Origin of the sequence: Pseudomonas sp. CFBP2511, assembly GCF_030209255.1 — a bacterium.
Lineage (GTDB): Bacteria > Pseudomonadota > Gammaproteobacteria > Pseudomonadales > Pseudomonadaceae > Aquipseudomonas > Aquipseudomonas avellanae.
The window spans coordinates 218,030-235,512 of the sequence record NZ_JARVSI010000024.1; the positions used below are offsets into that span (position 1 = coordinate 218,030).

A 17,483-nucleotide genomic window follows, 5' to 3' on the forward strand; every position below is an offset into this window, starting at 1 on the left:
AAATATCTTAGTGATAGTCGCAGAGTGCTGATGAAGACACTTTTAAACTAACCAACAGGTCTCTTGCTCGGGTAGAGCGGGAACTGCGCCGCATAAGCAGCGCAGTCAAACCGCTGTTACTTCACGCTGACACCGTAGAAGGAATTCAAGCCAAACGGGCTGATCTTGAAGTCCTGTACGCTGGTGCGCATGGGTTGGTAGACAGTTGAGTGCGCGATAGGCGTCATCGGCACGGCGTCTTTCAGGAGGTGTTGCGCCTGTTTGTACAGTTCGGTGCGCTTGGCCTGATCAGGCGTCTGTTTTGCCTGATGGATCAGCGTGTCGAAAGGCTTGTCGCACCACTTGGCAAAGTTGTTGCCATTGAGTGCGTCGCAGCCAAACAGGGTGCCGAGCCAGTTGTCCGGATCACCATTGTCACCGCTCCAGCCAATCAGCATGGCGCCGTTTTCACCATTCTTGGCGCGCTTGATGTACTCGCCCCATTCATAGCTGACGATCTTGGCGCTGATACCGATCTTCTTCCAGTCGGCCTGGAGCATTTCGGCCATCAGTTTGGCGTTGGGGTTGTAAGGGCGCTGAACCGGCATTGCCCAAAGGGTAATTTCGGTGCCTTCCTTGATGCCCGCTTCCTTGAGCAGTTGGCGAGCCTTCTCGGGATCGTACTTGGCATCCTTGATGGTGGTGTCGTAAGACCACTGGGTCGGCGGCATGGCGTTGACCGCCAATTGACCTGCACCCTGGTAAACCGAGTCGATGATCTGCTGCTTGTTGACTGCCATGTCCAGTGCCTGACGCACTTTCAGCTGAGCCAGCGGGTTTGGATGGTCTTCGCCCTTGATCTGAGGCATCACGTTGTAGGCGATGTAACCCAGGTTGAAGCCAGCCTGATCCGGCATCTTCAGATTCTTGTCGGCCTTGAGGGGGGCGAGGTCGGCAGGACGCGGGTAAGCGGTGATCTGGCATTCGTTTTTCTTGAGCTTCTGCATGCGCACCGAGGCGTCGGTGGTGATGGCGAAGATCAGGTTGTCGACTTTGACGTCCTCAGGCTTCCAGTAATCCTTGTTGCCGGTGTAGCGGATGTTGGAGTCTTTCTGGTAGCTCTTGAACACGAACGGACCAGTGCCGATCGGCTGCTGGTTGATCAGTTCCGGCTTGCCTTCCTTGAGCAGCTTGGCGGCGTACTCTGCGGACTGGATGGACGCGAAGCTCATCGCCATGTTCTGGATGAACGCGGCGTCGACCTTGCCCAGAACGAACTTGACGGTGTGGTCGTCGACTTTTTCGATCTTGGTGATGTTGGTGTCCATCGCCATGTCGGTGAAGTACGGGAATTCGGTCGGATACGCTTTGCGGTAAGGCATGTCCTTGTCGATCATGCGATTGAAGGTGAACAGCACGTCATCGGCGTTGAATTCGCGGGTCGGCTTGAAATAGGACGTGGTGTGGAACTTGACGCCTTCACGCAAATGGAAGGTGTACGTCAGGCCGTCTTCCGAGATGTCCCATTTTGTTGCCAGGCCTGGCACAACGGCGGTGCCGCCACGCTCAAACTGGCTCAAACGGTTGAAGATGGTCTCGGCCGAGGCGTCGAAATCGGTACCTGTGGTGTATTGACCCGGATCGAAGCCGGCAGGGCTGCCCTCGGAGCAGAACACCAGGTTCGATGCTGCGTGAGCGAAAGGTGCACTGGCGAGCAAGCTGGCGCCGACCAGAAACGGAATGACCGCGTGTTTGAGCATGGTTGCCTCAGTTGTTGTCATTTTTGATTAGAGGGAACGACCTCGTGAGCCGATCCGTCCGATACTTATGCAGGGGCCATACCCAAAGCAAGACAGTGACGCCAAAGAAGCGACAAAGAGTGGCACGATCGTACAAGAATGTCGCGAAAGTGTAACTTTCTTGAGAGTTGATCGTTTGCGCGACGCTTTTTCGATTGTTTCGCGCACCAATAAGGCGCAACCGGGTGAGAAAAATGCACCCGGTTGGCGCTGTGTTGTTACTTCACTGTTCCCAGGCTGACACCATAAAACGGTGTCAGGCCGAAGGGACTGATCTTGAAGTCCTGCACTTCCTGGCGCATTGGCTGGAACACCTTCGAGTTGGCAATCGGAGTGATCGGCACCTGCTGCTTGAGGATGTGCTGGGCCTGTTGATAGAGCTTGATGCGTTCATCCCGGCTGGTTGTGAGCTTGGCCTGTTGCACCAGCTTGTCGTAAGCCGGGTCGCACCATTTGGCGTAGTTGCTGCCCTTGACGGCTGCACAGCTGTAAAGCACGCCGAGCCAGTTGTCAGGATCGCCGTTGTCACCGGTCCAGCCGTAGATCATCGCGTCATGCTCGCCCGCCTTGGCGCGCTTGATGTACTCGCCCCACTCGTAACTGACGATGTTGGCCTTGATGCCGATCTTGTCCCAATCCGACTGGATCATCTGTGCCGACATGCGTGCGTTGGGGTTGGAGGCGCGCTGTACTGTCATGGCCCACAGATCAATCTTCGTACCCGGTGCCACGCCTGCTTCCTTGAGCAACTGCCTGGCCTTGGTCGGGTCGTAAGGCGCGTCCTTGATGGTCGGGTCATAGCTCCACTGACCTGGCGGCAGGGCGTTTTCGGCCAACTGACCGGCGCTCTGATACACGGCCTTGATGATCGCCGGTTTGTCGATGGCCATGTCCAGCGCCTGACGCACCTTGAGCTGGTCCAGCGGCGCATGGGTAACGTTGTAGGCCAGGAACCCCAGGTTGAAACCTGCCTGGCTGAGGACCTTCAGTTTCGGGTCCTTTTTCATCTCTTCGATGTCTTGCGGGCGCGGGTAGCCGCTCACCTGGCACTCGCCGGCTTTGAGCTTCTGCATGCGCACGGCGGCATCGCTGCTGATCGAGAAGATCAGGTTGTCGATTTTCACGTCCTCGGGCTTCCAGTACTCGGTATTGCCGGTGTACCGGATCTGCGAGTCTTTCTGGTAGCGCTTGAATACGAACGGCCCGGTGCCGATCGGCTTCTGGTTCAGCTCGTCTGCCTTGCCTTCCTTGAGCAGCTTGCTCGCGTATTCGGCGGACTGAATGGAAGCAAAGCTCATGGCCAGGTTCTGCACGAACGCGGCATCGGTGTTGTTCAGCGTGAACCTGACGGTCTGCGCATCGACTTTATCGACGCTCTTGATCGTGGTGTTCAGGCCCATGTCGGTAAAGTACGGCGACTCCGACGGGTAGGCCTTGCGGAACGGGTGGTTGGCGTCGAGCAGGCGGTTGAACGTGAACAACACGTCATCGGCATTGAACGTACGGGTCGGGGTGAAATAGTCCGTGGTGTGGAACTTCACGCCGTCGCGCAGGTGGAAGGTGTAGGTCAGGCCGTCCGGCGAAACGTCCCAGCGCGTCGCCAGGCCCGGTTCCACTTCGGTGCCGCCGCGCTTGAACTGGGTCAGGCGGTTGAAGACGGTCTCGGCCGAGGCATCGAAGTCCGTCCCGCTGGTGTACTGGCTGGGGTCGAAACCCGCCGGGCTGGCTTCCGAGCAATACACCAGCGTGCTTGCCGCCTGTGCCAGTGGTGCGCAGGCCAGCAGCGCGGTCGTCAGCAGCAGCGGTTTGAAGAGTGTGTGTCCCATGGATCCCTCGCGTGGTACGGCAATAACCGTGCTTGAATATCGACAATCAGATAGGCAACGGATAGTGCCGTACTTGGTCGGGATCGGACAATACACTTACTTGCCGGTCATTCTCGCCCACAAGTCCGCCAACGAGGTGCTTTCGAAAAATACGTTCAGAAAGTTGCTGCTGTCCTGGCTGAAACGCTGCAAGTCTTTCTTCGCGTGGCGCTGCAATTGGGTCCGGGTCTGGTCCAGCTCGCTCTTGAGTGCGGCACGTTCGATTTGCGCCGGATTAGCCTCTGCCCATTCACGGACGACAGCGTCCTGCCAGTCACAGTCCATCGGGTGAGTGAAAAACCGTGCGGCAACGCGAGCCGGATGCTCGGCCCCCTCTTTGCCGTGCCATTGACCCAGTACGGCCTGACCCACTTGCAGCACGGCTTTTCGGGCGAGGGTTGCGGCGAGTACATGCAACGGGTGCTGCGCGTGATCTTTGGCCAGTTGTGAATGTGACGGGTCGGTCGAGCCGCTGGTATTGGGATCTTCGTTGAGCTGGGTTTGCAGATCGTCGACGCTGTTACCCAGCCAGACGGCCAGGCTCTGCATGGCGATACCGAAAGCATTGCCAAGCAAGCGCCCCGGTGTGCCGATGAATGCGTAAAACCTTTCCACCTGCTCGGAAAACGGCTGGCTTGCCCATTGGTCGCGTGCTTCCAGAAAGGCCTCGTAGCCCGCAAGCAATCCCGGTTCCGGGTGCTCGCCGAGGATGATCTGGATAATCTGGTCGCGCTCATAACGTTCTCCAGCCCTGAACGCTTCAAACGGTTTGTCCTTTGGCGAGAACAATATCCTGCCAAGCGGTTCGGCGAGGCTGGCGATGATATCGCTGCCGCCGAACGTACCGGTTACCAGTGGCAACTTGTGCTTGCAGGCTGCTTCGGACGTCCAGGGCAGCACACTGTTATGGCCGAGCTTGATCAGGCTCAGCTCGACGAAGTTGGAGTGGGCGAAGAGGTCTTCGAGAATATGCAGCGCCGCGCCCATGTCCCGCAGACCGTCAGTGGATTGTGGGCCTGCGTTTACGGCCGACTCCAGGCTGGCGACCATGATTTCCACCGAGTGATGGATGTAACGCTTCATCGAGGTGTCATGATCGACCTGCAAGGCCGGGTCATCGGGCTGTAGCCAGTCGTCAAAGTCGGCGTCGCGCTCTTTGGGGTTGGCCGGTTCGGGATTGATGGTCCTCGGATTGTCGATGTGTTCACCGGGGCGATAAACACCAAGTCGCTCCGGTGTCACGACAAAACGCGAGCGGTCTATCTGCATCAGGTCGGTGAACTCTTTCACCGCCAGCACATCCACGATGCGGGTCAGCGCCTGGCGGGACAGCAGGTCCGGAAAGCTCTTCGGCATGGTCTTCGCCCGGACGATTTTCGGGTCCAGCAGTTGCGAATAATCGCGCAACCAGTTGCCGAAATAGATCGCGCGGATTTCTTCATGCCTGAAACCGGCAGATTCGAGAACCGCCTCGATAGCGCCGTGCGTATGTGTGTGTTCGTCGCCTTTTCCGGCTTCAAATCGCAAGGGGGTGGGCAGCGGCTCGGCGTTTGTATTCATAGCCTGGTCAGTGTCAGCGGCAAAACGTTCGGAGGTGCCGTCCGGGCGGTTCATCCTTGATTCCTTGTAGGTAAACAAGCGCTGGCCGTATCGCTCGGTCAGGGCGGTGGTATGCGAAGTGAGTGGGTAGTTTCGCGGACGGGGAGGCTTGTCGCCAATCAGATGGCACGCCAGCAAACGTAGGAGATTGCCGAGGCGCAGAGGGGCCCGGAGAGGAGGGAGGTGGGAAGTTGGCGGCAGTCGAAACTGCCGCCCTGCGAATCAAGGAATCGCGACTTCGATCACGCCATCGGCCGCAACGCTGACCTGGCTGGTGCCGGCTTCGACATCGGGCGTCGGTGCCGACTCATCACGCGAGGATTTTGCCATCATCATGACCGGCGCACGCAGATACGGCTGCGGGTAGCCCGAGGTGTTGAGGTTCAGGTTGACCAGCTTGTAGCCCTTGCCGCCCAGCGCCTCGGTCACCAACTGTGCACGCGCCTTGAAGGCTGTTACGGCGTCCTTGAGCAGCGCGTCTTCGCTGGTCTTGCGGGTGGATGGCGAGATCGAAAAGTCCATGCCGCCCATTTTCAGGTCTGTCAGCAGTTCGCCGGTCAGTTTGGACAGCACCGCAAAGTCCGCGCTTTCGAGGCGCAGCTCGGCGCGTTCACGCCAGCCGGTGATCTTCTGCCCTTTGTCGTCGTAGACCGGATAGCTGTTGCGGCTGCCCTGGCGAATCTTCACGTCCTTGACCTGTCGCGCCTGACCCAGCGCTTTGTTCAGGGTTTCAGTGATTTGCGCCGCCAGTCTGGCCGGGTCGCTGTCCTGCGCTTCGGTATAAAGGGTGACGAGCATCAGGTCGCGCTGGACTTCTTGATTGACCTCGGCACGCAGGGAAATTTGGTTGTAGCGGGCTTCTTCAGCCAGCGCTGGCAGGCTGGACAGGGCAGCGGCCAGCGCGACGAGCGTGGCAGCAGGGCGAAGATTGAACATGAAGGCTCCTTGTTATCAAACGGCCAGCCGACAAGTGTCGGGCGGCGCAAAGTGTTCTGACTGTAGCGCTTTGGCCCGGTTCCTGCGATGCCGGACTGTTCGGGTGTGTGGCGCGTTGACGCACTTTTCCAGTTTTGCCTCGCGCTTGGTTATACTCGCTGCGATCCGCCTGGAGCACTCATCAGGAGAGCTCATGCTCGCCCCCGTTCAAATGCTTTCGGCCACACGGCAAAACCTGTGGCGCCTGACATTCATCCGTATTCTGGTGCTGGCCGCGCAAGCCGGCTCGGTCGGTATCGCGTGGTTGTTCGACTTTCTGCCCCTGCCGTGGCTGCAGTTGTCTATCACCCTGGCCTGCTCGCTGGTGCTGTGCGGGCTGACCGTCATCCGCCTGCGCACATCGTTGCCGCTCACCGAGCTTGAGTACGCCTTGCAACTGGCGCTTGATCTGCTGATCCACAGTGCATTGCTGTACTACTCGGGCGGCTCGGCCAACCCGTTCGTTTCCTATTACCTGGTGCCGCTGACCATTGCCGCCGCGACCTTGCCGTGGCGCTATTCGCTGATTCTGTCGGGCTTTGCGCTGACCATGTACACCCTGTTGATGGTTCGTTCATACCCGCTGGAAACCGACTCGATTGCCCGTGAAAACATGCAGGTGTATGGCATGTGGCTGAGTTTTGCGCTGGCGGCGTCGGTCATCACCTTTTTTGCGGCAAAGATGGCCGAAGAGCTGCGTCGTCAGGAGCAACTGCGTGCCGAGCGTCGGGAGGAGGGCCTGCGCGATCAACAGTTGCTCGCTGTCGCCACCCAGGCAGCAGGTGCGGCGCATGAACTGGGTACGCCGTTGGCGACCATGAGCGTATTGCTCAAGGAAATGCGCCAGGACCACAGCGACCCTGCATTGCAGGAAGACCTGTCGGTGCTGCAGGAGCAGGTCAAACAGTGCAAGCAAACCCTCCAGCAACTGGTACGTGCCGCCGAAGCCAATCGGCGCATGGCCGTGGAGCAGCAGCCCGCCACCCGCTGGCTGGACGAGTCGCTTAACCGTTGGCATCTGATGCGCCCGGAAGTGAGTTACCGCTTCTATCAGTTGGGCAAGGGTGATGTGCCCATGCTGGCACCGCCGCCAGACCTGACCCAGGCGCTGCTCAACCTGCTCAACAATGCCGCCGACGCCTGCCCCGATGGTCTGCAAGTCAACCTGAACTGGGACAGTGCAGAGGTCTGCATCAGCATTCGTGACCACGGCGCAGGTGTGCCGCTGGCCATTGCCGAGCAGATCGGCAAACCGTTCTTTACTACCAAAGGCAAAGGTTTCGGCCTGGGTCTGTTCCTGAGCAAGGCCAGCGTCACCCGTGCGGGTGGCTCGGTAAAGCTCTACAGTCATGAAGACGGCGGTACGCTCACCGAGTTGCGCCTGCCCCGAGAAACACGAGGAGAAGAAGCATGAGTGACGATGACATCCAGGTCGAAGGCGAAGAGCTGCCGCACCTGTTGCTGGTCGATGACGACGCGACATTCACCCGTGTGATGGCGAGGGCCATGAGCCGTCGCGGTTTTCGCGTTAGCACTGCAGGTTCCGCTGAAGAAGGCCTGGCACTGGCGCAGCAGGATATTCCTGAATATGCCGCGCTGGACCTTAAAATGGATGGCGATTCCGGTCTGGTGCTGCTGCCCAAACTGCTGGAAATGGACCCGGACATGCGCGTGGTGATTCTCACCGGTTATTCGAGCATCGCCACGGCGGTCGAGGCCATCAAGCGCGGCGCGTGCAATTACCTGTGCAAGCCGGCGGATGCCGACGATGTGCTGGCGGCCTTGCTGTCCGAGCACGCCAACCTCGACACCCTGGTGCCCGAGAATCCGATGTCGGTGGACCGCTTGCAGTGGGAGCACATTCAGCGCGTGCTGACCGAGCACGAAGGCAATATTTCGGCGACCGCGCGGGCGCTGGGCATGCACCGCCGGACCTTGCAGCGCAAGTTGCAGAAGCGCCCGGTCAGGCGTTGATGAAGGTTTTTTCATAGTGGTCGTGTAGGCGTTTTTTTGCTTCATTGTGCTCAGGCATCGTACGTTCAAAGAGAGCGAGCCTGACCCACATGAATCGCAATGCTGAATATTCTGCCGTCAACGATACTGTGAAAGGGGCGTTTTTCCCCCGTGTATGGAAGCTGATAACGCCGTATTGGCGCAGCGAAGAAAAGACCATTGCCTGGCTGTTGCTGGTCTCGGTGATTGCCCTGTCGCTGTTCAGCGTGCAGGTTTCGGTCCTGTTCAACAGTTGGTATCGGGACTTTTACAACGCCCTGCAAAACAAGGATCTGGCGGCGTTCACGCACCTGATCCTGTACTTCAGCGGCATTGCCGCCATCGCTATTCTGGCTGCGGTGTATCGCCTGTACCTGACTCAACTACTGACCATTCGCTGGCGCCGCTGGCTGACCGAGCAGCATTTCGCCCGCTGGCTCGAACACAAGAATTACTACCACCTGGAGCAGGGCGGCTATACCGATAACCCTGACCAGCGTCTGTCCGAAGACCTCAACGAGTTCACCACCAGTACCCTGAGCCTGGGGCTTGGCCTGATGAGCTCGGTCGTCAGCCTGGTGTCGTTCTCGGTCATTCTCTGGGGCGTGTCGGGCAGCATCGAACTGTTCGGTATCACAATCCCTGGCTACATGTTCTGGGCGGCCATGCTCTACGCGATCGTCGGCAGTCTGCTGACGCACTGGATCGGCAAGCGCCTGATCCCGCTGAACAACCAGCAGGAACGTTACGAGGCGGACCTGCGTTTTGCGCTGGTACGTGTGCGGGAAAACGCCGAAAGCATCGCCTTGTGCGAGGGCGAGCGCAACGAAAACCAGCGCCTCAGCGGGCGGTTTTCGATGATCTGGAACAACTTTCGGGCCTCGATGAAAGTCCAGAAGCGGCTGACCTTTTTTACCTCCGGCTATTCGCAGATCGCCCTGATCTTTCCCTTTATCGTCGCTGCACCGCGGTATTTCGCGGGCAAGATCGAGCTGGGTGATCTGATGCAGATCAACTCGGCATTCGGCAATGTGCAGGAGAACTTCAGCTGGTTCATCAGCGCCTACAGCACGCTGGCGTCGTGGCGCGCCACCTGTGACCGTCTGCTCAGTTTCCGCCAGGCCCTGACCGACCATGAAGCGCAGCAGCCCGCCATCGAACGGGTTCACGCCGACGATGCGCTGGACCTGCGCAATCTGGGCCTGAGCATTGCGGGCGGTCGACAACTGCTTGGCGAGGCTGACTTGCACGTCGCCGCAGGTGAGCGGGTCATGCTCAGTGGTCGTTCGGGCAGTGGCAAAAGCTCGTTGCTGAGGGCGCTGGGCGGATTGTGGCCACACGGCTCAGGGCAGATTCGCTTGCCGGCAGAGCCTGCGTTGTTTTTGCCGCAACGGCCTTATCTGCCGATTGGCACGTTGCGTGAGGCGATGAGTTATCCACAGTCAGCAGATCACTATTCGCCGGAGCGCTTTGCCGACGCGCTGAAAAAGTGTCGGCTGGAGCATTTGATTCCGCGTCTGGATGAAAGCAATCACTGGCAGCGCTTTCTGTCGCCAGGCGAGCAGCAACGGATGGCGTTTGCTCGAGCCTTGTTGGTGGCGCCGCGCTGGCTGTACATGGATGAAGCCACCTCGGCCATGGACGAAGAAGACGAGGCCGCCATGCACCGAGTGATCATCGACGGGCTGCCCGGCCTGACATTGTTCAGCATCGGACACCGCAGCAGTCTCAAGCGCTTCCATAGCCGGCATGTGCACGTCGAGGACGGCAAATTGATCGAACAGGCGGCGTCTGGAGCTCTTTGAAGCTGATTCTGTCGGGCCGGCGCTGCTTTGAGGGTGTGATCACCTAACCGCTGAGCTATGATTAGCCCTTGTTTAGCAGTCCAGAGATCGATGTTGGATGGAAAATCAAAGCGCTCCACCCCGCGCCCGTAGAAAACACCGCAGCCTCGCGCAGGAGTTGGTGACTGAGTTATCCGAGCGTATTCGCAGCGGTCAGCTCAAGCGTGGCGATAAACTGCCCACTGAATCCGCGATCATGGAAGAGCAGGGCGTCAGCCGCACGGTGGTGCGCGAGGCGATCTCGCGCTTGCAGGCCTCCGGTCTGGTCGAGACCCGTCACGGGATCGGTACCTTTGTGCTGGACACGCCGAGCCCTAGCGGCTTTCGCATCGATCCGGCGACCATCGTCACCCTGCGTGATGTGCTGGCGATCCTTGAATTGCGTATCAGCCTGGAAGTCGAGTCGGCGGGGCTGGCAGCTCAGCGTCGCAGTGATGAGCAGCTTGCAGCGATGCGCGCGGCGCTGGACGCACTCAACGAAAGCGCTGCGCATGCGACGGATGCGGTGGCGTCTGACTTCCAGTTCCATCTGCAGATTGCCTTGTCGACCGGCAATCGCTACTTCACCGACATCATGACCCATCTGGGCACCAGCATCATTCCGCGTACACGGCTGAATTCGGCGCGTCTGGCCCATGATGATCAACAGCACTACATGGATCGCCTGAGCCGCGAGCACGAAGAAATCTTCGACGCCATCGCCCGCCAAGACTCCGACGCCGCCCGCGCTGCCATGCGCCTGCACCTGACCAACAGTCGCGAACGCCTGCGCCACGCGCATGAAGAAGCAGAATCGCAGCGGGCCTGAGGTTTAAAAGAGGATGCAGAGCGTCCAGAACTGCATGCGACGCAGAGCGTCGCACGACAGTCGTAGTTGAGGTTATCGTTCCGCACGCTCCAGCCTGGGAATGCCTTGCGTGACGATCTGCGTCACAAATCTACGCTGCATCGCAGGAGTCAAAACCTGCCCCGTTCCCTCCCGCTGAAAAAACCCGAAATCCCTGTTGAGTGATTCCATTATCAGTTGTACGATGACTTACGACATCGGCACTGACCCGGTGATCTTCTAACAATTATGTCCTCCAGGGTGTTCGAATAATGAATCCACAAGAACTGAAGTCCATCCTCTCTTCCGGTCTGCTGTCTTTCCCGGTTACCGATTTCAATGCTCAGGGCGATTTCCATCGCGCGGGCTACATCAAACGCCTCGAGTGGCTGGCTCCGTATGGCGCAAGCGCTCTGTTCGCTGCCGGCGGTACAGGTGAGTTCTTCTCCCTGGCAGCCAGCGAATACTCCGAAATCATCAAGACTGCCGTTGATACTTGCGCCACCAGCGTGCCGATTCTGGCCGGTGTAGGCGGTGCAACCCGTCAGGCCATCGAGTACGCTCAGGAGGCCGAGCGCCTGGGGGCCAAAGGCCTGTTGCTGCTGCCGCACTACCTGACCGAAGCCAGCCAGGACGGCGTTGCCGCCCACGTTGAAGCCGTCTGCAAGTCGGTCAAGATTGGCGTGGTGGTCTACAACCGTAACGTTTGCCGCCTGACGCCAACCCTGCTGGAACAACTGGCCGGGCGTTGCCCTAACCTGATCGGTTACAAGGATGGCCTGGGCGATATCGAACTGATGGTTTCGATCCGTCGCCGCCTCGGTGATCGCTTCTCGTACCTGGGCGGCCTGCCGACTGCCGAAGTCTACGCCGCTGCCTACAAGGCGCTGGGCGTGCCGGTCTACTCGTCTGCGGTATTCAACTTTGTGCCGAAACTGGCGATGGACTTCTACCACGCCATTGCCCGTGACGATCATGAGGCGGTCGGCAAGTACATCGATGATTTCTTTCTGCCTTATCTGGAAATCCGCAACCGCAAGGCTGGCTATGCCGTGAGCATCGTCAAGGCCGGTGCAAAAATCGCTGGCTACGATGCAGGCCCGGTTCGCGCGCCACTGACTGACCTGACCCCGGACGAGTGCGACATGCTCGCCGCACTGATGGACAAGCAAGGCAAGCAGTAACACTTCTGGCGATAGAGCCGCTGAGCGATCAGCGGCTTTGTCGTTGGATTGCATGACCCTTACAGGTGGCAGATGTCGTCGCCGCGACGCTGCCAAGGGGCCTGTGAAGCTACACCCAAAAAACAGCTTTACCCGCGTAAAAAAATAATCAGTGGGAGCTCTACCATGCAAAAGTCCAAGCCGACGCACGTCCGCTATTTGATTTTGTTGATGCTGTTTCTGGTCACCACGATCAACTACGCCGACCGTGCCACCATCGCAATCGCTGGCTCCAGCATCCAGAAAGACCTCGGCATCAGTGCTGTTACTCTGGGTTATATCTTCTCTGCATTCGGCTGGGCCTACGTGGCCGGTCAGATTCCCGGTGGCTGGCTGCTCGACCGGTTCGGGTCGAAAAAAGTCTACGCCATGAGCATTTTCACTTGGTCGCTGTTCACCTTGCTGCAGGGCTATGTGGGCGAGTTCGGTGTCTCCACAGCGATCGTTGCGCTGTTCATGCTGCGCTTTCTTGTCGGGCTGGCCGAAGCGCCTTCCTTCCCGGGTAACGCCCGCATCGTGGCCGCCTGGTTTCCCACCGCTGAGCGCGGTACAGCTTCGGCGATTTTCAACTCGGCGCAGTACTTTGCCACCGTGCTGTTCGCGCCGCTGATGGGCTGGATCGTTTACACCTACGGCTGGCAGCACGTGTTCGTGGTCATGGGCGCAATCGGCATCGTGTTCTCGATGATCTGGATGAAGGTCATTTATGGCCCGCGCAATCACCCGATGATCAACGAGGCCGAGTTCGAGCACATCTCCAGCAATGGTGCGCTGGTCGATCTGGATCAGGACAAGGGCAAAGGCAAGGAAAAAGCCGCCAGCAGCGGACCGAAGTGGGACTACATTCGCCAGTTGCTGACCAACCGCATGATGCTCGGCATCTACCTGAGCCAGTACTGCATCAACGGTATTACCTACTTCTTCCTGACCTGGTTCCCGGTGTACCTGGTTCAGGAGCGCGGCATGACCATCCTCAAGGCTGGCATCATCGCCTCCCTGCCAGCCATCTGCGGCTTCATCGGTGGCGTACTGGGCGGGGTCATTTCCGACTACTTGCTGCGCAAAGGCCACTCGCTGACCTTCGCCCGCAAGGCACCGATCATCGGAGGCCTGCTGCTCTCGACCTCGATCGTGACCTGCAACTATGTGGACGTGGAATGGGTGGTCGTGGGCTTCATGGCCCTGGCATTCTTCGGCAAAGGCGTGGGCGCACTGGGCTGGGCTGTGATGTCCGATGTTTCGCCCAAGCAGATTGCCGGTTTGAGTGGCGGCCTGTTCAACACCTTCGGTAACGTTGCATCGATCACCACCCCGATCGTGATTGGTTACATCATCAGCAGCACCGGCTCGTTCAAATGGGCGCTGGTGTTCGTGGGCGCCAATGCGCTGCTGGCAGTGATCAGTTACATTTTCATCGTGGGTGAAATCAAGCGTGTGGAATTGAAAGAGCCGCCTGCCAAGGGGCCATTGCTGAACGACTCGGTCAGCGACCTTTCCGAAGCAAAATCCTGAGGAAACCGTGATGAACCTGATTCAACATGCCGACTCTCCGCGCTACATCCGGCTGCACCCGCTGGATAACGTCGTGGTCGTGGTCAACGACCAGGGTGTACCGGCCGGAACCGAATTCGACAACGGCCTGGTGACGGTCGATAACGTGCCGCAGAGCCACAAGGTCAGCACCGTTGACCTGGCCGTGGGCGAGGCCATTATTCGTTATGGTCACACCATCGGTTACGCACTGCAGCCGATACCGCGTGGCAGTTGGGTCAGGGAAGACCAGTTGCGCATGCCGTCTGCGCCTGCGCTCGACAGCTTGCCAATGTCCGATGCGGTGCCCGAGAAACAGGCACCGCTGGAGGGTTACACCTTCGAGGGCTACCGCAACGCCGACGGCACGGTGGGCACCCGCAACATTCTGGGGATCACCACCACCGTGCAGTGCGTGACCGGCGTGCTTGACCATGCAGTCAAACGCATTCGTGACGAACTGCTGCCCAAATACCCTAACGTCGATGATGTAGTGGCCCTGACCCACAGCTACGGCTGCGGCGTGGCCATTACCGCCACCGACGCTTACATTCCGATCCGTACCGTGCGCAATCTGGCGCGCAACCCGAACCTGGGTGGCGAGGCGCTGGTGATCGGCCTGGGCTGCGAGAAATTGCAGGCCGGGCAGGTCATGCATGAGGACGACAGCTCGGTGGACCTGAGCGAGCCGTGGTTGTATCGGCTTCAGGATTCCAGCCACGGCTTCAACGAAATGATCGAGCAGATCATGGAACTGGCCGAGACGCGCCTCAAGAAACTGGATGTGCGTCGCCGCGAAACGGTTCCGGCCTCCGAGCTGATTCTGGGCATGCAGTGCGGCGGCAGTGATGCGTTCTCCGGCATTACCGCCAACCCGGCGCTGGGCTATGCCTCGGATCTGCTGTTGCGTGCAGGGGCGACGGTGATGTTTTCCGAAGTGACCGAGGTGCGCGATGCCATTTACTTGCTGACCTCCCGCGCGCAGGATCAGGACGTCGCGCAGGCGCTGGTACGGGAAATGGACTGGTACGACCGTTACCTGGCCAAAGGTGAGGCGGATCGCAGCGCCAACACCACGCCCGGCAACAAGAAGGGCGGGTTGTCGAACATTGTCGAGAAGTCCCTGGGGTCGATCGTCAAATCCGGCAGCAGCGCCATCAATGGCGTGCTTGGCCCGGGTGAGCGCGTCAACAGCAAGGGTTTGATCTTCTGCGCCACGCCCGCCAGTGACTTTGTCTGCGGTACGCTGCAACTGGCCGCCGGGATGAACCTGCACGTGTTCACCACCGGGCGCGGCACTCCGTATGGGCTGGCGATGGCGCCGGTGGTGAAGGTCTCGACCCGCACCGAGCTGGCCCAGCGCTGGCCCGACCTGATCGATATCGACGCCGGACGCATCGCCACCGGGCGTGCGAGCATCGAAGATCTCGGCTGGGAGCTGTTTCACTTCTACCTGGATGTGGCCAGCGGCAAGAAAAAGACCTGGACCGAGCACTACCGTTTGCACAACGACATCACCCTGTTCAACCCGGCACCGATCACCTGACAGTGTGTGGCGTGGAGCGTCACCAAATGCACTCTTGCGCTCTGCGTCCTCTCTCGAAAAGGATGCACAATCCGAAAGATTCTCTGAACTTTAGGCCGCTCCCTGGCCTCTTCTACTGTAGGGCAGCCGATCTGGCTGCCTTCGTTGAAGGTGCAGGAGATTTCAAATGGGTTGGATATCGGAAAATCATTTGTGGTGGTTCGCATTGCTGACTGCTCTGGTCGTGCTTTCGGACATTTGGGCCGTCATGCGCGTTCGCAAGAGCAAGACAGAGTCCAGCAACAAGTTGATGTGGATCATCGTGATCGTCGCTGTGCCTGTGCTCGGCGTATTAGCGCTCATCCTCGCTGGACCGCGTCACGTAGACACGCCTGCCAAGCCTGAGCAGCAAAGCACCAAATACTGACACCCCCGCCTTCCAGAAATACCCCGCCGACGGCGTGGGTATTTCTCTTGTTGATCACCCGTTCCTCTCCCCCCGACTCTTGGTTCACAAAGATGCACTGTCGGCTGGCAAAAATAAAAATCTCTGCAATTCTTCTGCAATGGTGAGGTGTTTACATACTCGCCATCCAGACCCGGAAGGAGAGAGCCATGTCGATCATTACAAAGTGGATGTTGCAGGCAATTGCGCTGTTTATGCTGGGCTGGATGGCAACCGTGACCGCGAGCTGGAGCAATAATGTCGCCAGCGGCACGGGCAATGACCGTCTGGCAGAGCTGAGCGCTGGCGTATTGAGCAGCCCGGCGGTGACTGTGGCCACTTCCAGAAACCTGCAAAGCGAATAATCAGACCTGTGTTTGCAGGCGGCAATGCAGCGCTTTTCTGCAGGCAAAAAAAATGGCCCACAACGGGGTGGGCCAAATGGGATTCATCAAAGGAGTAGGGCTAATTTACCCATCCAGACGTGAAGAGGATGTGAAAGGGATGTGATGGAAACGAGAACTGTTCCAATGCTTGAAAGCACGTGATGCCGGGATAAAACAGCGCTGCCAGCCAGGTGACCACGCTGCTTTTGTTGATTCAAGGGGGGGGGGGCTTAGCGGGCCATCGCACTTGCGCTTGGTTCGGGGGCTGCGCGCCGTGCCAGATGCGGCAATGAATGAGGGGCATCCATTCTGGACTTCATGCGATCTGCAAACTCGCGGGCTTCCTGCCAGCTCCTGCACTTGACCGGGTAATCACCCAGTTTTACAACCCAATCAGCTCCGTATACACCTTCTTCAATTCGGATAAGCATTGTTGGCATCTCCTGTCAGCGAGGGTAAGTCTGTGCCGGGTTATCGGCGCGTAAGCAGACGGACGAAATCCTGCGCCGAAAACCGGTGTTGAGCTACAAAAAATTACAATTCCCGATGAATGCGATCTATGTGCAGCAGAACACCTGCGGCAGGCGGTTCCAAGGCTGTGTGCACGCACCAAGCCTGACGCATAAATGTGACAGGCTGATGGAGGGGAGGGCGATCAGAACGCCAGCTTGAAGCCGATCATGCCCAGCATGATGGCCAGGAAGGGCCGCAACAGGTCATCGGAGACACGGCCGGCCATGTGGCTGCCCAGATAGATACCTGGCAGCGAGCCCATCAGCAGCCAGCCGAGCAATTCCCAGTTCATGTTGCCCATGCTCGCATGGCCCAGGCCTGCGACCAGCGTGAGGGGCACGGCGTGTGCGATCTCGGTACCCACCAGGCGGCGTGTCGGCAACAACGGGTAGAGAATGAACAGCGCCACGGTGCCCAATGCCCCGGCACCAATCGACGTCAGCGCGACCATGGTGCCGAGGATCAGGCCGGTGATAACAGTCAAAACCGTCAGGCTGGTGCCGCTGAAAAACGATTGCCCGTCGCCACGACCGTGGGCGAAGGCCAGCAGCTTTTTCTTGAACAGCACGGCGAGGGCGGTCAGCAACAGCACATAGCCCAACGCTTGCTTGATGATCGCATTCAACGCGTCGGGTGCGGTATGCAGCGTACTCAGAAACCACAGCGTCAGCAGCACCGCCGGTACGCTGCCCAGGGTCAGCAGGCCGGTGACTTTCCAATCGATGTTGTCATTTTTGCGGTGTACCAGAACACCGCCGGATTTGGTGATTGCCGCATACAGCAGGTCGGTGCCGACTGCCGTTGCCGGGTTGATACCGAACCATAAAAGAATGGGCGTCATCAGTGAGCCGCCACCGACTCCGGTCATGCCCACGATAAAACCGACTACCAGTCCCGCCACTACAAACCCAAGTCCACCCGCTTCCATAACCAACCCTGTCAAACAAACGTATCAGGCAAAAAGTGGCGGGCAGCATAACGG

Annotated in this window: 15 protein-coding genes; 9 read left to right on the forward strand and 6 right to left on the reverse strand. The window is 58.9% G+C overall.

Annotated features, from left to right (window positions below):
• Window positions 1-116 precede the first annotated feature (116 nt).
• The 4 genes from QRN38_RS20770 to QRN38_RS20785 form a co-directional block, all read right to left on the reverse strand.
• Window positions 117-1,739 (reverse strand): ABC transporter substrate-binding protein, encoded by a 1,623-nt coding sequence (locus QRN38_RS20770; RefSeq protein ID WP_011105058.1) that lies wholly within the window; start codon window positions 1,737-1,739, stop codon window positions 117-119.
• Between the two features lie 257 nt (window positions 1,740-1,996).
• Window positions 1,997-3,604, reverse strand: a complete 1,608-nt coding sequence (locus tag QRN38_RS20775; RefSeq protein ID WP_057417946.1) for an ABC transporter substrate-binding protein — start codon at window positions 3,602-3,604, stop codon at window positions 1,997-1,999.
• 96 nt (window positions 3,605-3,700) lie between these two features.
• Window positions 3,701-5,257 carry an HET-C-related protein gene (locus QRN38_RS20780; protein ID WP_057417945.1) on the reverse strand — a complete coding sequence of 519 codons (1,557 nt, stop codon included), beginning with the start codon at window positions 5,255-5,257 and terminating at the stop codon, window positions 3,701-3,703.
• Window positions 5,258-5,464: 207 nt separating this feature from the next.
• The gene (locus QRN38_RS20785; protein WP_005769371.1) at window positions 5,465-6,178 is read right to left on the reverse strand and encodes an SIMPL domain-containing protein; all 714 of its coding nucleotides are present in this window, start codon (window positions 6,176-6,178) and stop codon (window positions 5,465-5,467) included.
• Window positions 6,179-6,371: 193 nt separating this feature from the next.
• Between QRN38_RS20785 and QRN38_RS20790 the strand changes: the two genes are divergently transcribed.
• The 9 genes from QRN38_RS20790 (at window position 6,372) to QRN38_RS20830 (ending at window position 15,967) form a co-directional block, all read left to right on the forward strand.
• The gene (locus tag QRN38_RS20790) at window positions 6,372-7,631 is read left to right on the forward strand and encodes an ATP-binding protein (protein WP_057417944.1); all 1,260 of its coding nucleotides are present in this window, start codon (window positions 6,372-6,374) and stop codon (window positions 7,629-7,631) included.
• Window positions 7,628-8,191: a response regulator transcription factor gene (locus tag QRN38_RS20795; protein WP_003395104.1), complete on the forward strand. Its 564-nt coding sequence runs from the start codon at window positions 7,628-7,630 to the stop codon at window positions 8,189-8,191. Before QRN38_RS20790 ends, QRN38_RS20795 begins: the two co-directional genes overlap by 4 nt.
• An 89-nt stretch (window positions 8,192-8,280) precedes the next feature.
• Window positions 8,281-10,014, forward strand: a complete 1,734-nt coding sequence (locus QRN38_RS20800) for an ABC transporter ATP-binding protein/permease (protein ID WP_057417943.1) — start codon at window positions 8,281-8,283, stop codon at window positions 10,012-10,014.
• A 97-nt stretch (window positions 10,015-10,111) separates the two neighbouring features.
• Window positions 10,112-10,861 (forward strand): FadR/GntR family transcriptional regulator, encoded by a 750-nt coding sequence (locus QRN38_RS20805; RefSeq protein WP_007243745.1) that lies wholly within the window; start codon window positions 10,112-10,114, stop codon window positions 10,859-10,861.
• 290 nt (window positions 10,862-11,151) lie between these two features.
• On the forward strand, window positions 11,152-12,063 hold the full coding sequence (gene kdgD, locus QRN38_RS20810; protein ID WP_057417942.1) for a 5-dehydro-4-deoxyglucarate dehydratase: 912 nt from the start codon (window positions 11,152-11,154) through the stop codon (window positions 12,061-12,063).
• Window positions 12,064-12,228: 165 nt separating this feature from the next.
• A complete protein-coding gene (locus tag QRN38_RS20815) occupies window positions 12,229-13,614 on the forward strand; it encodes an MFS transporter (RefSeq protein WP_005769363.1) in 1,386 nt (461 codons plus the stop codon).
• 10 nt (window positions 13,615-13,624) lie between these two features.
• The gene (gene garD / locus QRN38_RS20820; protein WP_024668105.1) at window positions 13,625-15,178 is read left to right on the forward strand and encodes a galactarate dehydratase; all 1,554 of its coding nucleotides are present in this window, start codon (window positions 13,625-13,627) and stop codon (window positions 15,176-15,178) included.
• 166 nt (window positions 15,179-15,344) lie between these two features.
• Window positions 15,345-15,584: a PLD nuclease N-terminal domain-containing protein gene (locus QRN38_RS20825; protein WP_005769358.1), complete on the forward strand. Its 240-nt coding sequence runs from the start codon at window positions 15,345-15,347 to the stop codon at window positions 15,582-15,584.
• 188 nt (window positions 15,585-15,772) lie between these two features.
• The gene (locus QRN38_RS20830; protein WP_024658450.1) at window positions 15,773-15,967 is read left to right on the forward strand and encodes a hypothetical protein; all 195 of its coding nucleotides are present in this window, start codon (window positions 15,773-15,775) and stop codon (window positions 15,965-15,967) included.
• Between the two features lie 251 nt (window positions 15,968-16,218).
• On the opposite strand, the gene QRN38_RS20835 is transcribed toward QRN38_RS20830, so the two are convergent.
• Together QRN38_RS20835 and QRN38_RS20840 are read right to left on the reverse strand one after the other, a co-directional pair.
• On the reverse strand, window positions 16,219-16,419 hold the full coding sequence (locus QRN38_RS20835) for a hypothetical protein (protein ID WP_007243742.1): 201 nt from the start codon (window positions 16,417-16,419) through the stop codon (window positions 16,219-16,221).
• 224 nt (window positions 16,420-16,643) lie between these two features.
• Entirely contained in the window at window positions 16,644-17,429 is a 786-nt protein-coding gene (locus tag QRN38_RS20840) for a sulfite exporter TauE/SafE family protein (protein ID WP_010202097.1), read from the reverse strand.
• Between the last annotated feature and the right edge of the window lie 54 nt (window positions 17,430-17,483).